The organism is Bradyrhizobium sp. MI1.3 (genome assembly GCF_055811695.1).
In genome coordinates this window covers 1-21940 of sequence record NZ_JBVVPQ010000097.1, presented here as the reverse complement: position 1 = coordinate 21940, position 21940 = coordinate 1, and the positions used below count along the sequence as shown (strand labels likewise).

Here is a 21940-nt window from a genome sequence, read left to right as displayed (position 1 = left end):
TGTCGTCCTGGCGAAAGCCAGGACCCATAACCACCGAAGGCTGTGGCTGTGACGAGCTGGGGCTCCAGCTTGCCCGACAATATACAGTCGGGGTAATGGGTCCTGGCTTTCGCCAGGACGACATCAGAGATGATGGCTCGATCTGTCCATCATACGAAAATCACTTCCCCGAGACCATCTCCTCGACCTCGCGCAACTGTTCCTTGCCGAAGAACATCTCGTCGCCGACAAAGAAGGTCGGCGAGCCGAACGCGCCGCGTGCAACAGCCTCCTCGGTGTTCTTGATCAATCTGCCCTTCACCTCCGGTTCCGCCGCGCGGGTGAACAGCTTTTGCGCGTCGAGGCCGGAGGACGCCAGCGCCTTGGCCGCGATTTCCGGATCGTCCATCTTCTTCGGCTCGCGCCACATGTGATGGAAGGCGGCCTCAACGTATGTTTCGAACACGCCTTCGAGCTGCGCCGCGATCGCCGCGCGCATCAGGTTCAGCGTGTTGACGGGGAAGAAGGGATTCCAGACATAGGGCTGCACCTTGAAGCGCTTGACGAAGCGCTCGGTCTCGACCGCCTGGAATTCCCGCTTGTTCTTGACGCCGGCAAGCGTCTCGGCCGGGGACTTGTTGTTGGTCGACTTGAAGATGCCGCCGAGCAGGATCGGCACGTACTCGAATTTAACGCCGATGCGTTGCTCGATGGCCGGAATCGCGAGATGACTGAGATAGGCGTTCGGGCTGCCGAAATCGAATAGGAATTGCGGGGCTGTGCGGGTCAAAATCATCCTCCCTGACCTGGCTTCTTGATCTGGATTGCCATCCATTGTGGCGCGGCGCGCACCACAGGTCCACCGTTTAATGACGGTCATAATACTGTGAGCGCGCGAACACGTTGGGCGCGAGTTGCGCGTACGAACGCCTCAAGCTCAAGCGCGGTCGCTGTAGGCGAGCTTGACGATGTGGTCGCGGATGTCGGCGGGCCAATCTGCGATCAGTCCGGTGAAACGCCGCCGGTCATCCGCAAACAGCGCGCGCGAAGCTTCCTCGAACTGCGGCAGATTGCCGGCCATGGTCGACATGAAGTGATAGGCCGCATCGCGCGCCTGCCGCGCGCGATCCTTGTCGCCGCTGGCACGCCGCGCCTCTTCGACAAGTTTCCGCAGCGCGACCGAAGCGCCGCCTGCTTGCGCGCTGAGCCACTCCCAGTGCCGCGGCAGCAGCGTCACCTCGCGCGCGACCACGCCGAGCTTCGGCCGGCCGCGGCCGCGCGGCCCGCTCGGCGATGGCGTCTCCTCAACCGGGGACGGGACAAGCTTCGCCAGCCGCGCCAGCACCTCGCGGTCTCCGCCGCGCAGATCGAAGTCGATCGTTCGGCCCGTGGCGTCCTCGAAGATGACGATGGGCTCGTCCGGCCGCTCCGCCATCCGCTTGACGACCAGCGCGACCTCTCCTGCCGGCCCGGAGACCAGACGGCGATGCCCTTGGAAAGCGGTGAAAGTCTTCTGCATTGGAATCATTGCCATATTGATCACGGTGGCGACTTTAATACCCGGGTGAATTACAAAGGTCAATATACCCGGGTTAAAATATCCGACCGGATGGCTCGACATTGCGTTCCCGGGCTGGCACGAACGCGCGGCCGATCGACCATGCCTAGCCCCGGGGACCACGCGATGCTGACCGTTCATCACCTCAACAATTCCCGATCGCAGCGCGTGCTGTGGCTGCTCGAGGAGTTGGGCGTGCCCTACGAGATCGTGCGCTATCAGCGACAGCCGGACATGCGCGCGCCGAAGGAGCTGCGCGCCATCCATCCGCTCGGCAAGTCGCCCGTCATCACCGACAACGGCAACACCATCGCTGAATCCGGCGCGATCATCGAATATCTCATCGCCACCTACGGCAACGGCCGGCTGGTCCCGCCGCCGAACACGCCCGAGCGGCTGCGCTTCACCTATTGGCTGCACTATGCGGAGGGCTCGGCGATGCAGCCGCTGCTGCTCAAGCTGCTGTTCACGCTGATGCCGAAGCGCGCGCCGGCGTTGCTCCGCCCGCTGGTGCGCAAGGTCTCGAACCAGGCGCTCACCGCATTGGTCAATCCGCAGATCAAGCAGCACATGGATTATTGGGAAGGCGAGCTCGGCAAGAGCGAGTGGTTCGCCGGCAACGAATTCACCGCCGCCGACATCCAGATGAGCTTTCCGCTCGAGGCAGCCCAGGCGCGCGGCGGGCTCGAGCTCGGCCATCCCAAGGCGATGGCGTTCCTGGAGCGCATTCATGCGCGGCCGGCATACAGTCGCGCCCTCGAAAAGGGCGGGCCGTATCAGGTCGGACGATAGTTGGCCTTCATCAGTCCGCGTGCAGCACGCGCCCGCGCGTCTCCGGCAGCGCGAAAGCGGCGATGAAGAACAGCGCGTAAGCCACCACCGCGAACATCGCGATCGCATTCGCAAGCGACGTCGTCGCCGACAGCGCTCCGACCAGGAACGGAAACAGCGCGCCGATGCCGCGGCCGAAATTGTAGCAGAACCCTTGGCCCGAGCCGCGCAGTCGCGTTGGATAAAGCTCGGTCAGGAACGCGCCGACGCCGGAGAAATAGCCCGAGGCGAAGAAGCCGAGCGGGAAGCCGAGCACCCACAGGATTTCGTTGGTGAGGGGCAGCTGCGTGTAAAGCAGCACCACCGCCATCGCGCCGATCGAGAAGGTCAGAAAGAGATTGCGCCGTCCGATCCGGTCGGCGAGCCAGGCGCCGGTGAGATAGCCAATGAAGGAGCCGATGATCAGCGTCGAGAGATAGCCGGTCGAGCCGACGATCGACAGATGCCGCTCCTTGGTCAAGAACTGCGGCACCCAGAAGGTGACGGCGTAATAGCCGCCCTGGCAGCCTGTCGCCATCAGCGACGCCAGGATCGTGGTCTTCAGGATTGGACCGGAGAAGATTTCCCAGAGCGCCGGGCGATTGCCGCTCGCGGCCTGCTTGGCGCGGGCCTCAGCCGCGATCTCCGGCTCGGTCACGGAGTGGCGGATGTAGAACACCAGCAGCGCCGGCAGCGCGCCGACCACGAACATCCAGCGCCACGCCGTCTCCGCCGGCAAAGCCGAGAACAGGATCGCCTGCGACAGCACCGCGAGGCCCCAGCCGACGGCCCAGCCCGACTGCACCGAGCCGACCGCTCGCCCGCGATATTGCGGCCGGATCGCTTCACCCATCAGCACGGCGCCCGCCGCCCACTCTCCGCCGAAGCCGAGGCCCAGCACCGCGCGTGCGATCAGGAGCTGTTCGAAATTCTGCACGACCGCGCAGACCAGCGAGAAGAACGAGAACCAGATGATGGTGATCTGGAGCGTTCTGACCCGGCCGATATGATCGGAGAGATAGCCGCCGAGCCAGCCGCCGATGGCGGAAGCCAGCAGCGTCACGGTGCCGGCGAGGCCGGCCGATCCCGCATCGACCTTCCATAGCGCGATGATGGTGCCGATCACCAGCGGATAGATCATGAAGTCCATGCCGTCGAGCGCCCAGCCCGCGGCGCAGGCCCAGAACGTCCGCCGCTCCGGCGCGTTCATGTCGCGATAGAAAGCAAGAAGGCTGGTGTCCTCGATCTCGGCGCGTTCGATGCGCTGGTTCGGATCAACGGTGGTCATGTGCGTTTCCCGACAGTGTTTTCTTTTGCGGCCTCTTTGGCCTCGCGGTGGTAGCACGCGCGGCGGCCTGCGCAAGCCGGCCGCCGGCCTTCGCGCCATGCAACGACAGGGTTACTGCCCCGCTGCTTCCGCACCCCGGCTACGCGGATCGGGCGCGCCGAGCGGACCGTTGGCGGTCACCGCAATCGAATTCGCCGATGTCTGCCCCATCGGCGTGACGATGAGATGATCCATCGCCTTCAGCTCGAGCAGCACATTGTCGGAAAAGCCGCTCTCGATCCGGACCTCGTCGGGCAGCCATTGGTGGTGCAGCCGCGGTGCGACCACGGCGGCCGCCACGTCCATCTTGTAATCGAGCACGTTGACGATCACCTGGAGCACGGTCGAGATGATGCGGCTGCCGCCGGGCGAGCCCGTCACCAGAACCGGCTTGCCGTCCTTCAGGACGATGGTCGGCGACATCGAGGACAGCGGCCGCTTGCCCGGCCCGGGCAAATTGGCCTCGTAGCCGACAAGGCCGTAGGCATTGGAAGCGCCAACCGCCGCTGTGAAATCGTCAAGCTCGTTGTTGAGCAGCACGCCGGTGCCGTCGGCGACGAGGCCGACGCCGTAACTGAAGTTCAGCGTATAAGTGTTGCTGACTGCGTTGCCGCTGCCGTCGACGACGGAAAAATGCGTGGTGTTGCTGCCCTCGTGCGGTGAGGTCGCGGTGGAAACGAGCTGTTTCGACGGCGTGGCGCGATCGGCGGAGATGGTTGCCCGCAGTTTAGCGGCGTAATCTTTGGCGGTGAGCGTCCCGATCGGTGCGTTGACGAAGGCGGGATCGCCGAGATAGCGCGCCCGGTCCGCATAACCGCGCTTCATGGCCTCGATCAGCAGATGCAGCGAAGCCGGCGATCCCTGTTTAAGATCGGCGAGCTGAAAACCTTCGAGGATATTAAGCGTCTCCACCAGCACCACGCCGCCCGACGACGGCAAGGGCATCGACACGATGTCATAGCCGCGATAGGTGCCGCGCACCGGGGCGCGGATCACCGCCTGATAGGATTTCAAATCGGCCGGCGTCATGATGCCGCCCGCGTCGGCCACGGCCTTGGCGAGTTTCTCCGCGACCGGCCCCTCATAGAAACCGCGCGGGCCCTGTGCGGCGACAGCCGACAGCGTTTCGGCGAGGTCGCTCTGCACCAGCCGGTCGCCTTCACTGAGTGGCGTGCCATCGGGCCGCGAGAAGATCCTGGCCGAGGAGGGCCAGCGCACCAGCCGCTTGTGCCAGCCCGGCAGCGTGTCGGCGATGTCGTCGCCGACGAGGAAGCCATCGCGGGCGAGCGCCATTGCGGGCTCGAGCAGTTGCGCCAGCGTGAACCGGCCCGAGCCATATTTTTCCAGCGCCAGCGCAAGACCCGCAACAGTGCCGGGCACGCCGACGCCGAGCGCGGAATCCCGCGACTTCGCCGCATCGGGCTTGCCGTCGGCACCGAGGAAGATCTGGGGCGTGGTCGCAGCCGGCGCGGTCTCGCGATAATCGATCGTGATGTCTTCGTTGCGCTCAGTGGAATGAATCACCATGAAGCCGCCGCCGCCGATATTGCCGGCGCGTGGATAGGTCACGGCCATCGCAAAGCCGGTCGCGACCGCGGCGTCGACGGCATTGCCGCCGCGCCGCAGGATGTCGGCGCCGACCAGCGCAGAGATTTTCTCCTGCGCCACCACCATGCCGTGCTCAGCGGGAACGGCATGCACCGTGTCGAGCGCGGGCGGTACATAGGCCCGCCGCGCATCCTGCGCGGTCGCGGTCGGAAGTCCGAACGCCAGAGTGGCAAGGAAGGCGAAAAATGTCCGCCGTGTCGAAAAAGACGACATCATCAAACTTCCGCAAAGGCCATGGGCAGTTCACATGCAGCGCTGCAATGCTATACGGTTTGCCCAGACAGAGGCAAAACTGTTCGTGATGAGGATTATGGAGTGACGACGATCGCCCCGGATGCGCGCATCGCGGGCGCGCAGCGGACCTATCCGCCGCGTAGCGCCGTCGTCAGCTGGATCTTCTTCGACTGGGCCGCGCAGCCTTATTTCACGCTGATCACGACCTTCGTGTTCGCGCCCTATTTCGCCACCGGCATTGCGCCGAATCCCGCCACCGGGCAATCGCTGTGGGGCTTTGCGATGGCTGCCGCGGGCCTCGCGATCGCGTTGATGTCGCCGGTGTTGGGGGCTATCGCCGATGCTTCAGGCCGCAGGAAGCCATGGATCGCGGGATTTGGCGCAGTGCTGGTGCTGGCATCCTGCACGCTGTGGATCGGGAAGCCCGGCGATCCCTCGATCGTTCCGCCGCTGCTCACCGCGGTCGCGCTCGCCAGCGTCGGCGCGGAATTCGCCACCCTCTTCAACAATGCGATGATGCCGACGCTGGTGCCGCCGGAGCGCATCGGCCGGCTTTCCGGCACCGGCTGGGCGACGGGCTATGTCGGCGGCATCGTCAGCCTGATCATCGTGCTCGGCCTGCTCGCCGCGAATCCCGAGACCGGTCGCACGCTGCTCGGGCTCACGCCTCTGTTCGGGCTCGATCCCGTCAGCCATCAAGGCGACCGCGCCGCCGGACCGTTGACCGGGCTTTGGTTCATCATTTTCGTGACGCCGATGTTCCTGTTCACGCCGGACTATCCGGCGAAGCGCCCGGTGCGCGAGGCGCTGCACGAAGGCTTGTCGGAGCTGAAGCAATCGATCAAAGGTCTGCCGCAGCAGAAATCGCTTGCGGCGTTTCTACTCGCCAACATGATCTACACCGACGGTCTGGTGTCGCTGTTTGCCTTCGGCGGCATCTATGCTGCCGGCACGTTCGGCTGGCACACGATCCAGATCGGCACCTTCGGCATCATGCTCGCGATCGCCGGCGCGTTTGGCGCGTGGTTCGGCGGCAAGCTGGACGATCGCTTCGGGCCGAAGCGCGTGATCGCCGGCAGCATGCTGGTCCTGCTGCTGGCGCTGGCGGCGATCCTGCTGGTCGACAAGGATTCGATCTTCTTCATCAAGGTCGCGCCGCCCACGCCCGGCGGTGCATTGTTCGCCGCTGCGTCAGAGCGCGCTTATCTGGTGCTGGGCTGCCTGATCGGTGCAGCCGGCGGTCCGCTGCAAGCCGCCTCACGCACGCTCCTGATCCGTCTCGCACCGAAGGACCGCATCGCGCAGTATTTCGGTCTGTTCGCGCTGACTGGGAAAGTGACGTCCTTCATCGGCCCGCTGCTGATCGGCGTGATCACCGCGGTGACGGCGAGCCAAAAGGCCGGCATGGCCGTGCTGGTGGTGTTCTTCGTTGCGGGGCTGGCGCTGTTGATGCGGGTGCGGGAGTAGCTTCGTAGCCCGGATGGAGCGAAGCGCAATCCGGGAAGGTCTCTCCGTGAGGCGAGAACCCGGATTTCGCTTTCGCTCCATCCGGGCTACCGCCATTCAATCAATGCCTGAAGTGGCGCGTGCCCGTGAACACCATGGCGATGCCATGCTCGTCGGCAGCCTTGATGACCTCGTCGTCGCGCATGGAGCCGCCGGGCTGCACCACGGCGGTGGCGCCGGCTTCGATGCAGGCCAGCATGCCGTCGGCGAACGGGAAGAACGCATCCGACGCCACCACCGAGCCCTTGGTGAGCGGCTCGGCGAGCTTCAGCTCGGCGGCCGCATCCTGGGCCTTGCGTGCCGCGATCCGCGCTGAATCGACCCGGCTCATCTGGCCGGCACCGATGCCGACGGTGGCGAGATCCTTGGCGTAGATGATGGTGTTGGACTTGACGTGCTTCGCCACCCGAAACGCAAACTTCAGGTCGCGCATCTCGGCATCAGTGGGCGCGCGCTTCGTGACAACCTTGAAGGTCATGTCGTCGACCACGGCGTTGTCGCGACTCTGCACGAGGAGACCGCCCGCCACCGTCTTGGCGGTGAGGCCGGACGCGCGCGGATCGGGCAGGCTGCCGGCGAGCAGAAGCCGAAGGTTCTTGCGCGCGCCGATGATGGCGATCGCTTCCTCGCTTGCGTCGGGCGCGATGATCACCTCGGTGAAGATTTTCGTGATCTCGCGCGCGGTGTCGGCATCGAGTGCGCGGTTCATCGCGATGATGCCGCCGAAGGCCGAGGTGGAATCGCAGGCCAGCGCCTTGCGGTAGGCGCTGACGAGGTCGGAGCCCTCCGCGACGCCGCAGGGATTGGCATGCTTGACGATGACGCAGGCCGCGGTGCGCTTGGCGTCGAACTCGCCGATGCATTCATAGGCCGCATCGGTGTCGTTGATGTTGTTGTACGAGAGCTCCTTGCCCTGGAGCTGCCGCGCGGTCGAGACGCCCGGCCGCTTGTCGGGGGTCGCATAGAACGCCGCGGTCTGGTGCGGATTCTCGCCATAACGCAGCGACTGGATCAGCCGGCCGCCGAAGGCACGGAAATCGGGCGCGTCGATCTCGAGCTGGCGGTTGAACCAGTTCGAGATCGCGGCGTCATATGCAGCAGTGCGCGCGTACGCCTTGGCAGCAAGGCGCCGGCGCAACTTCAGCGTGGTTGCGCCTTTGTTGGCGGCGAGCTCGTCGAGAACGGCCTGGTAGTCCTGCGCCTCGACCACGACGGCGACGTCGTCATGGTTCTTCGCGGCGGCGCGGATCATCGCGGGGCCGCCGATATCGATGTTCTCGATGCAATCCTCGAAGCCCGCGCCTTTGTCGACGGTCGCCTCGAACGGATAGAGATTGACGACGAGGAGATCGATCGGCGCGATGCCATGCGCCGTCATCGCATCCGCATGGTCCTTGTTGTCGCGGATCGCGAGCAGGCCGCCATGCACCTTCGGATGCAGCGTCTTGACGCGGCCATCCATCATCTCGGGGAAGCCGGTCAGCTCGGAGACGTCCTTCACCTCAAGGCCGGCCGCGGCGATCGCCTTTGCGGTGCCGCCGGTCGAGATCAGTTCGACATCGTGCGCGGCAAGCGCCTTTGCGAAGTCGATCAGGCCGGTCTTGTCGGAAACGGAGAGAAGGGCGCGGGTGACGCGGCGGGGATGGTCAGTCATGAGCAAGATCCTCTGTCTGAAGGAGTGTCTATGCCCAGGCGCGCGGCTTCTCAGTCCCGCGCTTCCCGATGGTGCTCCATCCAAGGTCGCCAGTCGCGCGAGCGAGGGCTCGATAGCAGTTTTCGATCGCTTTCACAACGTTCAGATCGGGCCGAATCACATGCGTCTACAGCGGAAGTTCCGGCTCCCGCCGCGCATTTCTGCGGGCATTCGTGACTGCCGGCGAGGCGCTGGAGCGGACAAAACTCCAGCGGATCGAGGGCGCCTGCCGCGCATCCTGGCGGATCACGATCTGCGCGGTGCGGCGCGGGCCGTCATTGCCGGCCAGGGATACGCTGTCCTCCAGCTCCACCTTGTCGTCGAGCGCCTCGAAGGTCCAGACGTCGCGGTTCGGTAGCACCAGCATGACGCCGCGGGCATCGGACAGCCGGCTCGCCTTCACCGCCGGGTGCAGATGGAATCGCAGCGCGAAATCGGCATCCGGACCCTTGAATCGTCCGCCTTGCGGCGGCGACAGCGTGTCCTCGCCGTCGATGCGCGCGCCGTCATTGGCGATCATCAGCACGCGGCGGTGGATCGCGCCGAATTTTGTCAGGTAACCGTCATGCGACGTCGTCAGCAGCGTGCCGTTCTGCACGATTTCGCGATAGCTCTCGACCTCGACGGGGCCGCTGGTGACCGGAGCACCGTGCAAGAGCCGCTTCATCGCCGACATCTCCACGAACTGGCATGACGAGGTGTCGTGGTAGGTCAGCGTCGAATGCGCCGCCGTGCCGCGTGCGAACGGCCGCCAATTGTCGCGGCCCGTGGCCGGCATGCCGCAATTGGTGACGATGCGGCTGATGCCGGAGGACAGTTCGAACGACAGGCAGCCGGCATGGGCGTCGTGGCTGACGCTGGCTGCCGGCGGCGGGCCAGTGTCGATAATCAGCGTGGTCTGGCCGGCATCGAGGCGCTGGAAACCCGTATGCGGCATGTTCGACATCGGCGCGCCGTGGGTGTCGTCATAGGCAAGCAGCGTCGCGAGCAGGTCCGAGGGCGTCGCGCTCATGCCGTTGAACAGCGCGAAATTGCCGTCGCCGTGGCGGAAGAAGCGCAGCATCGGCATCATGCGGTCGATCGCGTTGAGCAGCGCGGGCGGCGGCGCGATATTGCGCGCGGCAAAGGTCTGCCGCAGCGGCAACAGGTCGATCAACAGCTCGATCAGCGCGCCCGGGTTGCGCGAGACATGCCCGCCGTCGGGCAGGATCTGCCGCTGCAATTCATCGGAGAGCTTTTTCGAGGTGCTGCGGATGTGACTTGCCTGGTTGGCGAGGCACAGCGCCGCATAGCACAGCGCGATCAGCACCTGGAGCTTCGGCACTCCGTCGGGGATGTTGACCATGGTGTAGCGCAGCAAGCGGATTTCGCGCGCCAGCGCGCGCAGATAACGGCGGTAGAATTTGTTGTCGGTATCGTTCAGCACCAGCGGTGCCTGCGACAGCAGGGAGATCACGCGCCGCGCCAGCACGTCGGCGCGTCGCGCGACGGGACGGCGCTTGCTGGCAGGGTTGGCGATCCAGTCTTCGATCAGCGAGCGCGCATTCGCGCGCGTCAGCGCGGTGTCGGCGGCGCGCAAATGGCGCAGCCAGCCGAAGCCGAGCAGCGCGACCTCCCAATCCTCCGAGGGCGGCTCGAGATCGAAGATCGATCGACCGTGGCAGTTGACGATCTTGCCGGCGAAGACGAAGCGGCCGGCATAGATCTCGGCGGCGCGGGTCGCATCCGCGGTGCGCAGATCATGCGGCGCGATGATCAGCCGGTCGGCGCGGCCGGGCCAGACCCGCGACAGGGCGACGGAACCGCCGCTCGCGCGCGCGAGCATGTTCCGCGCGAAGCGGTTCATCACCAGCGTCGAGATACGTCTGCGTTGAGCGACCGACACGCCTTGCCTTGATGGGGAGAGGATTCCGACGAATCCTTATTAATCCCAAAATCGGACGGCCGACACCACCTTGAACGACGCGAATCAGCGCCGTGGTTGCAAAATCCAGTGCAAAATCAGGATTTAACGAGCCGGGCCGCGAAAAATCCGTCGAGCCCGCCGAGCTTGGGATCGGCGTTCGGCAGATGGCTGGGCAGAGTGCGCAAATCGCCCTCGGCGGTGACGATCTCGCTGAGCCCCGACACCTCGGACGCATCGATCGGGACCCGGCGAAGCCCAGGCTCTGCGGCCAGCAGCGCGGCGACCGCATGCTCGCCCTCTTCGGGTTCCAGCGAGCAGGTACAGTACACCAGCGTCCCGCCGGGCTTGAGCAGCGGGACCGAGTTTTGCAGCAGCCTCCGCTGGAGCACGGTCATTGCTGCGATGTCGGATTCCTGACGGAGCCAGGAGACATCAGGGTGGCGGCGGATCGTCCCGGTCGAGGTGCAGGGCGCATCGATCAGGATGCCGTCGAAGCCATCGGCCGGACCCACCCATTCCGCGGCGTCGGCGACGACAGTCTCGGCCTGGAGCGACAACCGCGTCAGATTCTCACGCAGCCGCGCCACCCGGGCAGGCGAGCGGTCGATGGCCGTGACATGCGCACCGGCCTGCGCCAGCTGCGCGGTCTTGCCGCCGGGAGCGGCGCAGAGATCGGCGATGGATTTGCCCTTGATGTTGCCGAACAGCCGGGCCGGCAGCGCAGCGGCGGCGTCCTGCACCCACCATTGTCCTTCGGCGAAGCCGGGAAGCATGGTCACCGCGCCGTGCAGCACCGTACGCACCGATCCCGTTGGCAGCACTTCGCCATGTAAGCGGCTCGCCCATTGCGCGGCGTCCGACTTCACGGTCAGATCCAGCGAAGGATCGTGGCTGAGCGCGAGCGCCATGTCCCTTGCGACCGTCTCGCCGTAATGCGCGCTCCAGCGCGCGACCATCCAGGGCGGCAGGTCCAGCGACTGCGCCGCAACCTCGTCCACCAGCGCCTTGCCCTCGCGGGCGCAGCGGCGCAGCACGGCGTTGACGAGGCCGGCATAGCGCGCGGCGCGCCGGTCGGATTGCACGAGGCGAACGGAGAGATCGACGGCCGCGTGATCGGGCACATCCATCCAAAGGATCTGGGCAGCGCCGATCAACAGCGCGCTCTGCGCGCGCGGCGCGTCGGAGGGAATGCCCTTGTCGAGCAAGCGGGACAGCACATGGCCGAGCGTGCCGAGCCGGCGCAGCACGGTGGCGACCAGGCGGCGCATCAGCGCGCGGTCGCGATCGGGGAGCGTCTTCAGTCCGGGATGGGCGCCGCTGCCGTCGAGCTGCTCGTCAAGCGTGCGGTGCTTTTGCAGCACGCCGTCGACGATGTCGGCGGCAATCCGCCGCGCCGCGAGACCGGGCACTTCGGATGGAGGAGCGAAACGTTGAGAAGGCATGCGGAAACAAGGTTCTGAGCGAGCGGCAGTTCGCCGTAATGGGCGCATGCCTTGAGAAGGCGATCTCTGGCACGCGAATATGCCAAATGTAAGAATCGCTTCCGGGTTTTTCAGCCCTTTCGGAGCCATTTCAGGAATGCGTTATTGGGCGTCGCGTCGCGGGCCGTCCCGCGCTAGAAAGCCGACGATGAGTGACCAGCCTCCCGTTTCCGACCGCAAGCAGCTCACACCGGCCGCCCAGCGTGCGCTGGCCGAGGCCGAAGCGCGCCGGCAGGCTGCGGCAGTCCGAGCCAAAAACGACGGCCAGGCGACGCCAAAGGAGTTGCAGGGGCCAAAAGGACCCGAACCGACCCGCTATGGCGATTGGGAGCGCAAGGGCATCGCTTCCGACTTCTGAGCTCTGTGCCGGCCGCCCGGATGATGCCGGGCAAGACCGGTCCCGGCCGCTACAGATAATCATGCTCCCGGAGATAGCGGATGATGCGTTCGCAGGCCGCCTCGGTTGACAGTTCCGAGGTGTCGATGGTGATCTCCGGCGCCTGCGGTGCCTCGTAGGGATCATCGATGCCGGTGAAACCCTTCAGCTCCCCTGCCCGTGCCTTGCGATAGAGTCCCTTCGGATCGCGGCGCTCGCATTCGGCGAGCGGGGTCGCGACATGGATCTCGATGAACTCGCCTGCCTCGACCCGCTGGCGGGCCAGCTCGCGCTCGCTGCGGAAGGGTGAGATCAGCGCGACCAGCGCGACCATGCCGGCATCGACGAACAGCGCTGCGATCTCCGCGACGCGCCGGACGTTCTCCATCCTCTCCGCACTGGAGAAGCCGAGGTCGCGATTGATGCCGTGGCGCAGATTGTCGCCGTCGAGCAGCGCGGCGTGGCGTCCGAGTTCGGCAAGCCTGCGGTCGACGAGATCGGCGATCGTCGATTTGCCGGCACCGCTGAGGCCGGTGAACCAGAGCACGCAGGGCCGCTGCTGCTTCAGCCGTGACCGCACGGATTTATCCACCGCAAGGTGCTGCCAATGAATATTGGTGGCCGCCCGCAGCGACAGGTCGATCATCCCCGCGGCAGCCGTGCGGTGACTGATCGGATCGACGAGAATGAAGCTGCCCATGTCGCGGTCGTCGCGATAGGCCTCGAACACCAGCGGACGGTCGAGGCTGAAATGGACGTAGCCGATCTGGTTGGCATCGAGCGTGGCGGCGCTCTCCAGCGCCATGGTGTCGATGGCGACACGGTGCTTGAGCGTCGTGATCACCGCGCCGGTCGAGGCCGTGCCGCATTTGAGCAAATAGCGCCGGCCCGCGACCATGGCCTCGTCGTCGAACCACACGAGATGGGCGGCCAGTTGATCCGAGATCAGGGGCGTGGGTCCTGCCGTCAGCACGTCGCCGCGGCTGACGTCGATCTCGTCCGCCAAAGTCAGCGTCACCGAATCGCCCGCCACAGCCCGGTCGCGCTCGCCGCCGGGTGTGAGAATGCGCGCGACTTTCGTGCGACGGCCCGAGGGCTGCACGGCGATGCTCTCGTCGGTCGCGATCGTACCGCTGGCGATTCGCCCGCAGAAGCCGCGAAACTCCGCATGAGGCCGGTTGACCCATTGCACCGGCAGCCGGAACGGCCGCTGCGAGACGTCGCCGGCAACGTCCACCGATTCCAGATAGGCCGTGACGGTCGGCCCGGCGTACCAGGGCATCCGCGCGCTCGCGGCGACGATGTTGTCGCCGTCGGGCGCAACGACCGGGATGCACTGGACCTGGGAGATCCCGAGTTGACCGGCCATGGTCAGATATTCGGCGGTGATGGCCGCGAAGCAGTCCCCGTCGAAGCCGATCAGATCCATCTTGTTCACGGCGAGCACGACGTGGCGGATGCCGAGCAGCGACAGGATGTGGCTGTGGCGCCGTGTCTGCGTGATCACGCCCTTGCGGGCGTCGACCAGCACCACGGCGAGATCGGCGTTGGAGGCGCCGGTCGCCATGTTGCGCGTATACTGCGCATGCCCGGGCGTGTCGGCGACGATGAAGCGCCGCAGTTTGGTGGCGAAGAACCGGTAGGCGACGTCGATCGTGATGCCCTGCTCGCGCTCGGCCTGCAAACCGTCGACCAGCAGAGCGAAATCGAGATCGCCGCCGGTGGTGCCGGACGTTTTGCTTTCCGAGGCGAGCGCGTCGAGCTGGTCGTCGAGGAGCGTCTTCGAATCGTAGAGCAGGCGGCCGACCAGCGTGCTCTTGCCGTCGTCGACGCTGCCGCAGGTGACGAAACGCAGCGTCGGACGATCGTCGTCCTGTTCGAGCCGCGGCACGTCGGTTGCGGCGATCGTGGGGGCCTCGTGATAGGACATCAGAAGTAGCCCTCCGCTTTCTTGCGCTCCATCGATGCGGGACTGTCCCGGTCGATCATGCGTCCCTGCCGTTCCGAGGTGCGTGATGCCATCATCTCCCGTACGATCTCGGGCAGAGTTGCCGCCGTCGAGATCGTCGCGCCGCTGAGGGGATAGCAGCCAAGGGTGCGAAACCTGACGGAGCGCCACCGCGGCTCTTCGCCTGCAAGCAGCGGCATCCGTTGATCGTCCACCATGATCAGCGCGCCGTCGCGCTCGACCACCGGGCGCCGAGCTGCCAGATAGAGGGGAACGATCGGGATGTCCTCGAGCAGGATGTAATCCCAGACGTCGAGCTCGGTCCAGTTCGACAGCGGAAACACCCGCATGCTCTCGCCGGGCGCGAGCATCGTGTTGTACAGGCTCCACAGCTCCGGCCGCTGGTTCTTCGGATCCCAGCGATGCGCCGCGCTCCGGTGCGAGAACACGCGCTCCTTGGCGCGCGACTTCTCCTCGTCGCGTCGCGCGCCTCCGATCGCGGCGTCGAAGCCGTGGAGGTCGAGCGCCTGCCGCAATGCCTGCGTCTTCATGACGTCGGTGTAACGGGCCGAGCCGTGGGTGAAGGGATCGATGCCCTGGTTCAATCCGTCGTCATTGGTATGGACGATCAGATCGAGGCCGAGTTCGCGTGCGCGCTGGTCGCGAAACGCGATCATCTCGCGGAACTTCCAGGTCGTGTCGACGTGCAGCAGCGGAAAGGGCGGCTTGCCGGGATGAAATGCCTTCATCGCCAGATGCAGCAGCACGGAGGAGTCCTTGCCGATGGAATACAGCATCACAGGCTTGCGGAATTCGGCCACGGTCTCCCGCAGAATGTGGATGCTTTCCGCCTCCAGGCGCTGGAGATGACTGGTAACGCTGTGGCGCGCCGCGGGTTGATCGGAGGCGCCGCGCACTGGCGCCTCTATCGCGGAATCGATCTGAGCGGTCATGCGGCCGTGCCCAGGCGGTCGCCGAACAGGCGCATCGCAGTGTCGGCGTCCAGTGAGAGGTCATCGACGCAGGCCGCGACCGAGGCGCGGTAGATGCCGTTGATGTCGTAGCGTTCGATGACCGCCAGCTGGGCATCGCTCAGCGACGCCGTCTTGCGGCCGCGATAGCGGTAGGCGGTGTCCGATCCATGAAGGCCGACGACGGTGTAGACCTTGGGCTCGCTGAGGAAGGTGACGCCCGAACCCTTCGATTCGATCTGCCCGCGCTCCCGCCAATCGGTGACGGCGCTCTCGGTGAAGCGGGCGCCGAGGCCGAGCCGGTCGAACAGCTTTCGCACCGAGCCGGTCGCGTCCTTGCTGGCTTCATAGACGTAGCGGGTGACGGCCACACCCTGCCGCCTTGCGTAGCTTTCGACGCGAAGGGCGTTCAGCGTGGAGATGACGTAGTTCTGGATCAGCCGGTCCTCCGGAACGCGGTCCGACCATTTCTCCAGCCACGATGCGAGTGAGCTGGCGGGATCGCGGTCGAGCATGATCATGTGGAGCTTGTCTGCCGGCCAGCCGGCCTCGATCAATGGCAGCAGCGGCAGGAACAGGCTTTCGGCCAATACATAGGGGCCCGCCATTTCCTTGCTGAAGACGTGCGGCTGCTCCGCCGCGACCGGCACGGCCCAGGGCTCCCCCGCGTTTCCGACGAGACGATGGCGCAGGATTGCCTTCACCGGCTGGAAATAGGAGGGCATCCCGGCGACGCCGAAGAGGTTGGTGAGCGCTGTCGAACCTACGCGGCAGCGGCCCCACGCGCAGTAGAGCGTCGGGAAGTCCTCCGGAGCCCAGTGCCGGAACGCCTCGCCAAGGCAGTCCCTCACCTCCCACATCAATTCGTCCAGCGCGGCGGGCCGCGTCTGATACTTGCTGTCCGGCGCGAGCACCATGGTATCGAGCGAAGGATCGTCGCGGCGGACCAGATCGGCAAGGCGGTCGGTTTCTTCGACTGACGTCGTGATGGTGCTCATCTTCGGACCTTTCGGGTTGAGGATCGAATCGACCACGATCTGTGCGCGGCGCATGTTGACGTCGACAGCTGCGGCGTAGAAGTGTGTACCCTTGGTGGGGCCACCGACCGCATAGATGTTCGGATGAGGTGTGCCGTGGCGGTCGTGGACACGACTGTCGTCGTAGCCGCAGCGAATCCCGCCGAGCGCGTCGAAGGCGATGAGCCCCTGTCGCTGCATGTCCTGATAGAGCGGGCTGGCATCCGGCCGGTAGGACGGTCCTGTCGCGTCGATGACGCAATCGACGTCGTGATGATCGCCCTCGCCCAGGATCGCGCGAAATCGGCCGTCAATGGCGGTCACCCTGCGTAGCCGGGCGCGCGCCGAGAGCCTGCCCGACCGCATCAGGTCGCGGATACGGATCGCGTTCTCCAGCGGCATCGCCGAACGGTTGCGAAGCCAGCCGGAATTATAGAGGTCCATGAAACGCATCTTCTCGGCATCGCTCATCCGGCTCCAGGCGTCGCACATCACGTCGATGACGCTGACGAGATAGGAGTGGACGTTGAGATCGCCGGTTTCAGCTCGCAAGATGTTGCGCTCGAGATCGCTCAGTGCGTCGCCATCGACGTTCCGGCATGACAGATCGCAGCGAATCCCGGTGGTCTCCAGCAGCAGTTCGGACAGACGGGCGGCAAAGCCGTCGGCCTCGATCCGCTCACGGCTGGTCACATAGCGATGCAGCGCGTCGCGGAAGTCGTTCGTGGTTGCGGGAACAGTCGCCGGCTGCACCGTGGGAAACAGGCCGCTTCTGGAGAGGCAAGTCATCCTGACGGCTTGGTGGGTCTTGGCCAGCGCCGTTGCAGTGTCGACCGCGCTGAGCCCGCTTCCGAGGATACCGATCTCGAAGCCGTCGCGATCCGCGAAGGTGAATTGCGCATAGGGATCGCGGAGATAGTTCGGGATTCCTGTGAGACCGTAGTGATCGTCGGGCGCGTTGTGACCGGTGCAGAGGACCAGCAAAGACGAGATATGCGTGATGTTGCGGTCGGTCGTCAGCAAGACATCGCGATCCGGCGAGAGCCGCATGCGGACGATTTCGGCATCTTCGACATGGACGGACAGACCGGCGCTGCGGCATTGAGCGATCGCGGCCAGTCGCACTGCGTCGAGATAGTCCCTGTAGACCATCCGCGGCAGATGCTTGTTGCCGTGGCAGCTGAGACCGCGGACCCGAAGCCAGCGCAGAAACTCCTCCGGATCGCCCGGACGGATCGACATCGTCGACGCCTTCATGTTGAGCAGGTGGCGATCGCTCTGCGTGCGATAGGCCGTCCCACCATCGAAGCCGGATTTATCGAAGAGCTGAATTCCGCTGATCGCGTGGTGGTCTCGTCCCGATGTGGCGAGCTCCGCCAGATGACGCAGGATCGTGATGCCGGTTGCGCCGCCGCCGACAATGCTGATGATCATCGCTCAATCCCCCATTTGCCATGTTTGACCCAGGCGCGAGCGGGGGCTCGGCGTGGGGGCCTCCCAAAGCCGTTGATTGATGGACGGGTCGGAAAGTGGCGTGCGGCCGGCCTCAGGTCGGCCGCATGATTTGCGGCGCCTCAGGCGGCCCGCACCGTGTCAAGGAACTTTGCGACCTCGTCCTTGAGGCGACCGCTCTCGGTCGAGAGCGAGCGCGCGGATGCGAGCACCTGCGTCGACGCCGAACCGGTGGCGCTGGCGCCGTGACTGACCTGGGCGATCTTGTCAGCGACCTCGACCGTTCCCTTGGCGGCTTCGCTGACGTTGCGTGCGATCTCGGCGGTTGCAGCCCCCTGCTCCTCGATGGTGGCAGCAATGGTGGTCGAGATGTCCGAAATCTTGGAGATGGTCGTACCGATCTCCTTGATGGCGCCGACGGAATCTTGCGTCGCGGTCTGCATGCCGGCAATCTGTGCGCCGATCTCGTCGGTGGCACGCGCGGTCTGGGCCGCGAGTGCCTTGACCTCGCTGGCCACCACGGCAAACCCACGGCCGGACTCGCCGGCGCGTGCGGCCTCGATGGTCGCATTGAGCGCCAGAAGGTTGGTCTGCTCCGCAATCGCAGTGATCAATTTGACGACGTCGCCGATCCGGCCTGCGGCCTTGAGCAATTCATTGATCCGGGCGTCGGTGCGCTCGGCCTGCTGCACCGCCTCGCCGGCGATGCGGCTGGAATCATGGACCTGACGGCCAATCTCGACGACCGATGCGCTCATTTCCTCGGCAGCGGATGCTACGGCTCCGACGTTGGCGGATGCTTCCTCTGAAGCGGCGGCCACCATTCCGGAAAGCTGCTCGGTCTCTTCGGCCGTTCCCGACAGCGTGCCGGCGGCGGATTCGAGTTGTTGCGAAGCGGTTGAAACCGAGTTCACGATGCCGCCGACCGCGGCTTCGAATGCGTCGGCGAGCTTGATCATCTCGTTCTTGCGTCGGGCGGTCGCTGCGGCCTCCTGATCCTTCTGCTCGGCCTCCATCTGCTCGATGCGGATCAGATTGTCCTTGAACGTGCTTGCCGCACGGGCATTGTCGCCGACTTCGTCGCCGCGGGAGGTGTAGGGAATCTCGACGGCCTTGTTGCCTCCGGCGAGCTGCAGCAGCACGTCGCCGATGCGGCGGATGGGCCGGGCGATGCTCAGCACCGAAAATAGCGCCGAGCCGGCCAGGACCAGGATCACGAGGACGCCGACGATCAGGCTGACTTGGGTGGCCTGCTCCAGCGCGGTGACGAGCTGGGTCTGCCGCAGAGCCATAAACTCATTGTTGGCGGCGACCAGCTTGTCGACACGCGTCGTGATTTCCCTGGCGGCCGGAAGCACCCGCTCGTCGAAAATGCGCCTCTTCGCTTCCTCCGCCTTCATGACTGTGCCGGTTGCCGCCTTGTAGCGCCCCGCGAGCCCGGCGAGCGCGTCGATTCCATCAGCGATATCCTTGTCGCCGGCGGACTGACGAACCTGCTTGAGAACGCGGATCATGGCGTCGGCCCGTCCGGCGATATGGTCCTTCTGCGCGACGTCGCCGGTCGCCGTGAAATGCCAATCGGCCGCGCTGACCGCCTTGAACAAGGCGTCGGCTTCGCGCAACGCGACCTCGACGTTGAGGTGGTTCTGCGATGCGACGAGTGCGGACGACGCCAGCAGTTTCTCGATAGCCTTGTTCCAGGCCTCTTCGATCTGGTTTGCTGCGGCGAATTCGGTGACGGCGGTGCGACGTGCCTCGCCAAGATCGTTGCCGGCCTTCAGAGAGGCCTCGAGCAGGATCTTGACCTCGCGGCAGAGCTCTTTGGCTTCGGCGCGCCTGGACCGCTCTAATGCGGCGTCCATTTCGGTTGTGGCAGCGGCGATGGAGCCGCGCAACGTTTCGAGATGTTTGCCGAGACCCTCGGCTGAGGATGCGGATCCGATTTCCGCTATGGCGAGGCGTGCCCGGGTCACTGCGAGCTCGGCCCCTTGGGCATTGGCCTTGTTGGCGGTGTTGATGACCACCAGCCGGCTCAGATCCGCGATCTGCTCGTTGCGGACGAGCTGGTTGGCAAGCATGCCACCGACGAGAAGGACCCCCGCGCTCGCGGTCAATCCGAGCTTTGTACCGATGCGAAACTTGAACGATGCCATGCTTACCGCTCCCCCACACGCATACCGAGTACTCGGCCTTAATACTAAACAACGGCTGAAGATCAAACTCCGTACAACTACAGGAGGTATCGATTGGAGAGTGCTCGGAACAGCGTGGCGCGCATAGGTGCGATTCTACGGAGCAACGTTCCGGACTTCCGCGACCACGATCAGGCGACGGACCACCAAGTCGGCATCCGATGGTGTCTTGAAGGTGCCTTGCCGGCTTCCCCGACTCAGCCCTAGCCTGCAATGATGCGTTTCCAGGATCGTCCCAATGCCTATCGGCCGCAGTTCGGCGGCTCGCCTTTCGGTCGCCGTTTCTCGGGGCTGTTGCCGTGGATGTTCGTGGTCGGCGTCGTGGTGGCGATCGTGCTCACCTTCCGGCATGGGCCGAACTGGCCCGTTCCGCATGGCGCCGACGGCCGGTCGCAGGAAGCCGAGATCATCCTCGAGCAATCTGGCAATGCCGATGCTCGCCAGCCCGTCGACGTCATCCGCACCATCGACGGCGACACCTTTCTCGCGCGCGTGCATCAGCAGGGTGGCCGCGACCTCGTCGCGCGCGTTCGCCTGCGCGGCATCGATGCACCCGAGATGAAAGCCTCCTGCCAGGAGGAACTGGACAAGGCCGAAGCCGCGGCCCGCGCATTGCGCGATCTGCTCGGGCAAGGTGGCGTGACGATTACCAATCTCGGACCTGACAAATACGGACGCGTTCTCGCTGACGTCGCGACGAAACGTACGGCCAATGTCTCGGCGGCGTTGCTCGCCGGCGGCTACGCGCGGAGCTACAATGGCGGCCATCGCGACGGCTGGTGCGCGCGGAGTTGGCGCTTCTGGTGACAAAAAAGCCGCGTCGAAAGACGCGGCTCTTGCCGTCTCACCCCGATGCCGGCGATCAGCGCGTCACGACCACCGTGGTGCCGACCGAGACGCGGCTGTAGAGATCGGTGATGTCGTCGTTGAGCATGCGGATGCAGCCATAGGAGACGAAGCCGCCGATCGAGCCCGGCACGTTGGTACCGTGAATGGCATATTCACCACCGGACAGCGTCATCGCCGCGACGCCCATCGGATTGCGCGGTGAGCCGCCCGGGATAACGTCCGGGATGCTCGGCTTGTCGCGCTTCACTTCGGCAGGCGGCGACCAGGCCGGATTGCGGTACTTGCCGTCGATGCGGGTGGTGCCGGCCCACTGCTTGCCGGACTTGCCGACGCCGACCGGGTAGCGCACGGCGTGGCCGTTATCGAGGACGAGATAGAGCCGACGCTCGTTGGTTTTGACCACGATGGTGCCCGGCGAATAGTCGGCCAGGTGCGTCCCCACCATTTCCGGCCGCGCCTGCGCCGCCGTCGACATCAAGACCCCAGCCCCGACGGTGGCGGCCAGCGCCACAGCAATCCTCATCGACATCGATTTTCCCCCTGCCCCGAACGGACCGTCCAAAATTACGCAAAACCGGCAATCGCTGGCTCGCCAAGTCCTTGTTGCAAGTCCTTGTCAGGGGACATTCTTAACCGCGCTTGTTAACCGGATGGTTTCCACGCACGGCCGCCAAGGGCCAGCCAGCAGGGGGAACAAAGGAAATGTTCGAAACAAAGTAAATGACCTGAAAACAACACTCGGCGGGAAAGATGCCCGGCCGCCGGGGCGCGGCCTGACAAGTGCGTGAGGAGGTGAACGACCGTTGTTCGGGGGAGCGCTAACGCGGGGATGGGTCTCGTGTCCCGGACGCGGCGAAGCGCGAAGCGGTGCGACGGAAGGCCGGGACCCAGAAAGCCTCAGAGTCTGCTGTTGCATGGGCCCCGGCTCTGCAGCGCACCGCTAACGAGCGCTGCGCTGCGTCCGGGGCACGAGACCGCCTTTACGCCGACTTCTTGTTCTGCCGGTTCTTGACGAGGTCGTCGACCACGCCGGG

The 21940-nt window shown here is 65.3% G+C and carries 16 protein-coding genes and 1 riboswitch; of the genes, 4 read left to right on the top strand and 12 right to left on the bottom strand.

Features of this window, described 5'->3' with window-relative positions:
- Window positions 1-160: 160 nt before the first annotated feature.
- Both AC0L3A_RS36565 and AC0L3A_RS36560 read right to left on the bottom strand, forming a co-directional pair.
- On the bottom strand, window positions 161-775 hold the full coding sequence (locus AC0L3A_RS36565; protein WP_007598664.1) for a 2-hydroxychromene-2-carboxylate isomerase: 615 nt from the start codon (window positions 773-775) through the stop codon (window positions 161-163).
- 141 nt (window positions 776-916) lie between these two features.
- A complete protein-coding gene (locus AC0L3A_RS36560; RefSeq protein ID WP_219681877.1) occupies window positions 917-1513 on the bottom strand; it encodes a DUF2239 family protein in 597 nt (198 codons plus the stop codon).
- A gap of 150 nt (window positions 1514-1663) precedes the next feature.
- On the opposite strand from AC0L3A_RS36560, the gene AC0L3A_RS36555 reads away from it, so the two are divergent.
- On the top strand, window positions 1664-2329 hold the full coding sequence (locus AC0L3A_RS36555) for a glutathione S-transferase family protein (protein ID WP_007598666.1): 666 nt from the start codon (window positions 1664-1666) through the stop codon (window positions 2327-2329).
- 10 nt (window positions 2330-2339) lie between these two features.
- Here the strand turns inward: AC0L3A_RS36555 and AC0L3A_RS36550 are convergent, their stop codons facing one another.
- Both AC0L3A_RS36550 and ggt read right to left on the bottom strand, forming a co-directional pair.
- Window positions 2340-3635: an MFS transporter gene (locus AC0L3A_RS36550; RefSeq protein WP_473256202.1), complete on the bottom strand. Its 1296-nt coding sequence runs from the start codon at window positions 3633-3635 to the stop codon at window positions 2340-2342.
- A 111-nt stretch (window positions 3636-3746) separates the two neighbouring features.
- Window positions 3747-5498, bottom strand: coding sequence for a gamma-glutamyltransferase (gene ggt / locus AC0L3A_RS36545; protein ID WP_473256201.1), 1752 nt, complete (start codon window positions 5496-5498; stop codon window positions 3747-3749).
- Between the two features lie 99 nt (window positions 5499-5597).
- On the opposite strand from ggt, the gene AC0L3A_RS36540 reads away from it, so the two are divergent.
- Window positions 5598-6983: an MFS transporter gene (locus tag AC0L3A_RS36540; protein WP_007598669.1), complete on the top strand. Its 1386-nt coding sequence runs from the start codon at window positions 5598-5600 to the stop codon at window positions 6981-6983.
- 100 nt (window positions 6984-7083) lie between these two features.
- On the opposite strand, the gene purH is transcribed toward AC0L3A_RS36540, so the two are convergent.
- The 3 genes from purH to AC0L3A_RS36525 all read right to left on the bottom strand — a co-directional run bounded on the left by purH (window position 7084) and on the right by AC0L3A_RS36525 (window position 12063).
- Window positions 7084-8676, bottom strand: coding sequence for a bifunctional phosphoribosylaminoimidazolecarboxamide formyltransferase/IMP cyclohydrolase (purH, locus tag AC0L3A_RS36535; protein ID WP_007598670.1), 1593 nt, complete (start codon window positions 8674-8676; stop codon window positions 7084-7086).
- A 25-nt stretch (window positions 8677-8701) separates the two neighbouring features.
- A riboswitch (ZMP/ZTP riboswitch) is annotated at window positions 8702-8783 on the bottom strand.
- 59 nt (window positions 8784-8842) lie between these two features.
- The gene (locus AC0L3A_RS36530; RefSeq protein ID WP_007598671.1) at window positions 8843-10561 is read right to left on the bottom strand and encodes a heparinase II/III family protein; all 1719 of its coding nucleotides are present in this window, start codon (window positions 10559-10561) and stop codon (window positions 8843-8845) included.
- 155 nt (window positions 10562-10716) lie between these two features.
- Entirely contained in the window at window positions 10717-12063 is a 1347-nt protein-coding gene (locus AC0L3A_RS36525) for an RsmB/NOP family class I SAM-dependent RNA methyltransferase (RefSeq protein WP_473256200.1), read from the bottom strand.
- Between the two features lie 187 nt (window positions 12064-12250).
- Here AC0L3A_RS36525 and AC0L3A_RS36520 point away from each other — a divergent pair, with 187 nt between their 5' ends.
- Complete coding sequence (locus tag AC0L3A_RS36520; protein WP_088941367.1) at window positions 12251-12460, top strand: DUF1674 domain-containing protein; 210 nt, start codon at window positions 12251-12253, stop codon at window positions 12458-12460.
- 49 nt (window positions 12461-12509) lie between these two features.
- Here the strand turns inward: AC0L3A_RS36520 and cysC are convergent, their stop codons facing one another.
- The 4 genes from cysC to AC0L3A_RS36500 all read right to left on the bottom strand — a co-directional run bounded on the left by cysC (window position 12510) and on the right by AC0L3A_RS36500 (window position 20018).
- Window positions 12510-14408, bottom strand: a complete 1899-nt coding sequence (cysC, locus tag AC0L3A_RS36515) for an adenylyl-sulfate kinase (RefSeq protein WP_354127093.1) — start codon at window positions 14406-14408, stop codon at window positions 12510-12512.
- On the bottom strand, window positions 14408-15379 hold the full coding sequence (cysD, locus tag AC0L3A_RS36510) for a sulfate adenylyltransferase subunit CysD (RefSeq protein ID WP_354127094.1): 972 nt from the start codon (window positions 15377-15379) through the stop codon (window positions 14408-14410). The genes cysC and cysD overlap by 1 nt, the downstream gene beginning before the upstream one ends.
- Window positions 15376-17847, bottom strand: coding sequence for an FAD/NAD(P)-binding protein (locus tag AC0L3A_RS36505; RefSeq protein ID WP_473256199.1), 2472 nt, complete (start codon window positions 17845-17847; stop codon window positions 15376-15378). Before AC0L3A_RS36505 ends, cysD begins: the two co-directional genes overlap by 4 nt.
- 140 nt (window positions 17848-17987) lie before the next feature.
- Window positions 17988-20018: a methyl-accepting chemotaxis protein gene (locus tag AC0L3A_RS36500; RefSeq protein ID WP_007598674.1), complete on the bottom strand. Its 2031-nt coding sequence runs from the start codon at window positions 20016-20018 to the stop codon at window positions 17988-17990.
- A gap of 252 nt (window positions 20019-20270) precedes the next feature.
- Between AC0L3A_RS36500 and AC0L3A_RS36495 the strand changes: the two genes are divergently transcribed.
- Entirely contained in the window at window positions 20271-20864 is a 594-nt protein-coding gene (locus tag AC0L3A_RS36495; protein ID WP_007598675.1) for a thermonuclease family protein, read from the top strand.
- A 55-nt stretch (window positions 20865-20919) separates the two neighbouring features.
- On the opposite strand, the gene AC0L3A_RS36490 is transcribed toward AC0L3A_RS36495, so the two are convergent.
- A complete protein-coding gene (locus AC0L3A_RS36490) occupies window positions 20920-21435 on the bottom strand; it encodes a L,D-transpeptidase (RefSeq protein WP_007598677.1) in 516 nt (171 codons plus the stop codon).
- Between the last annotated feature and the right edge of the window lie 505 nt (window positions 21436-21940).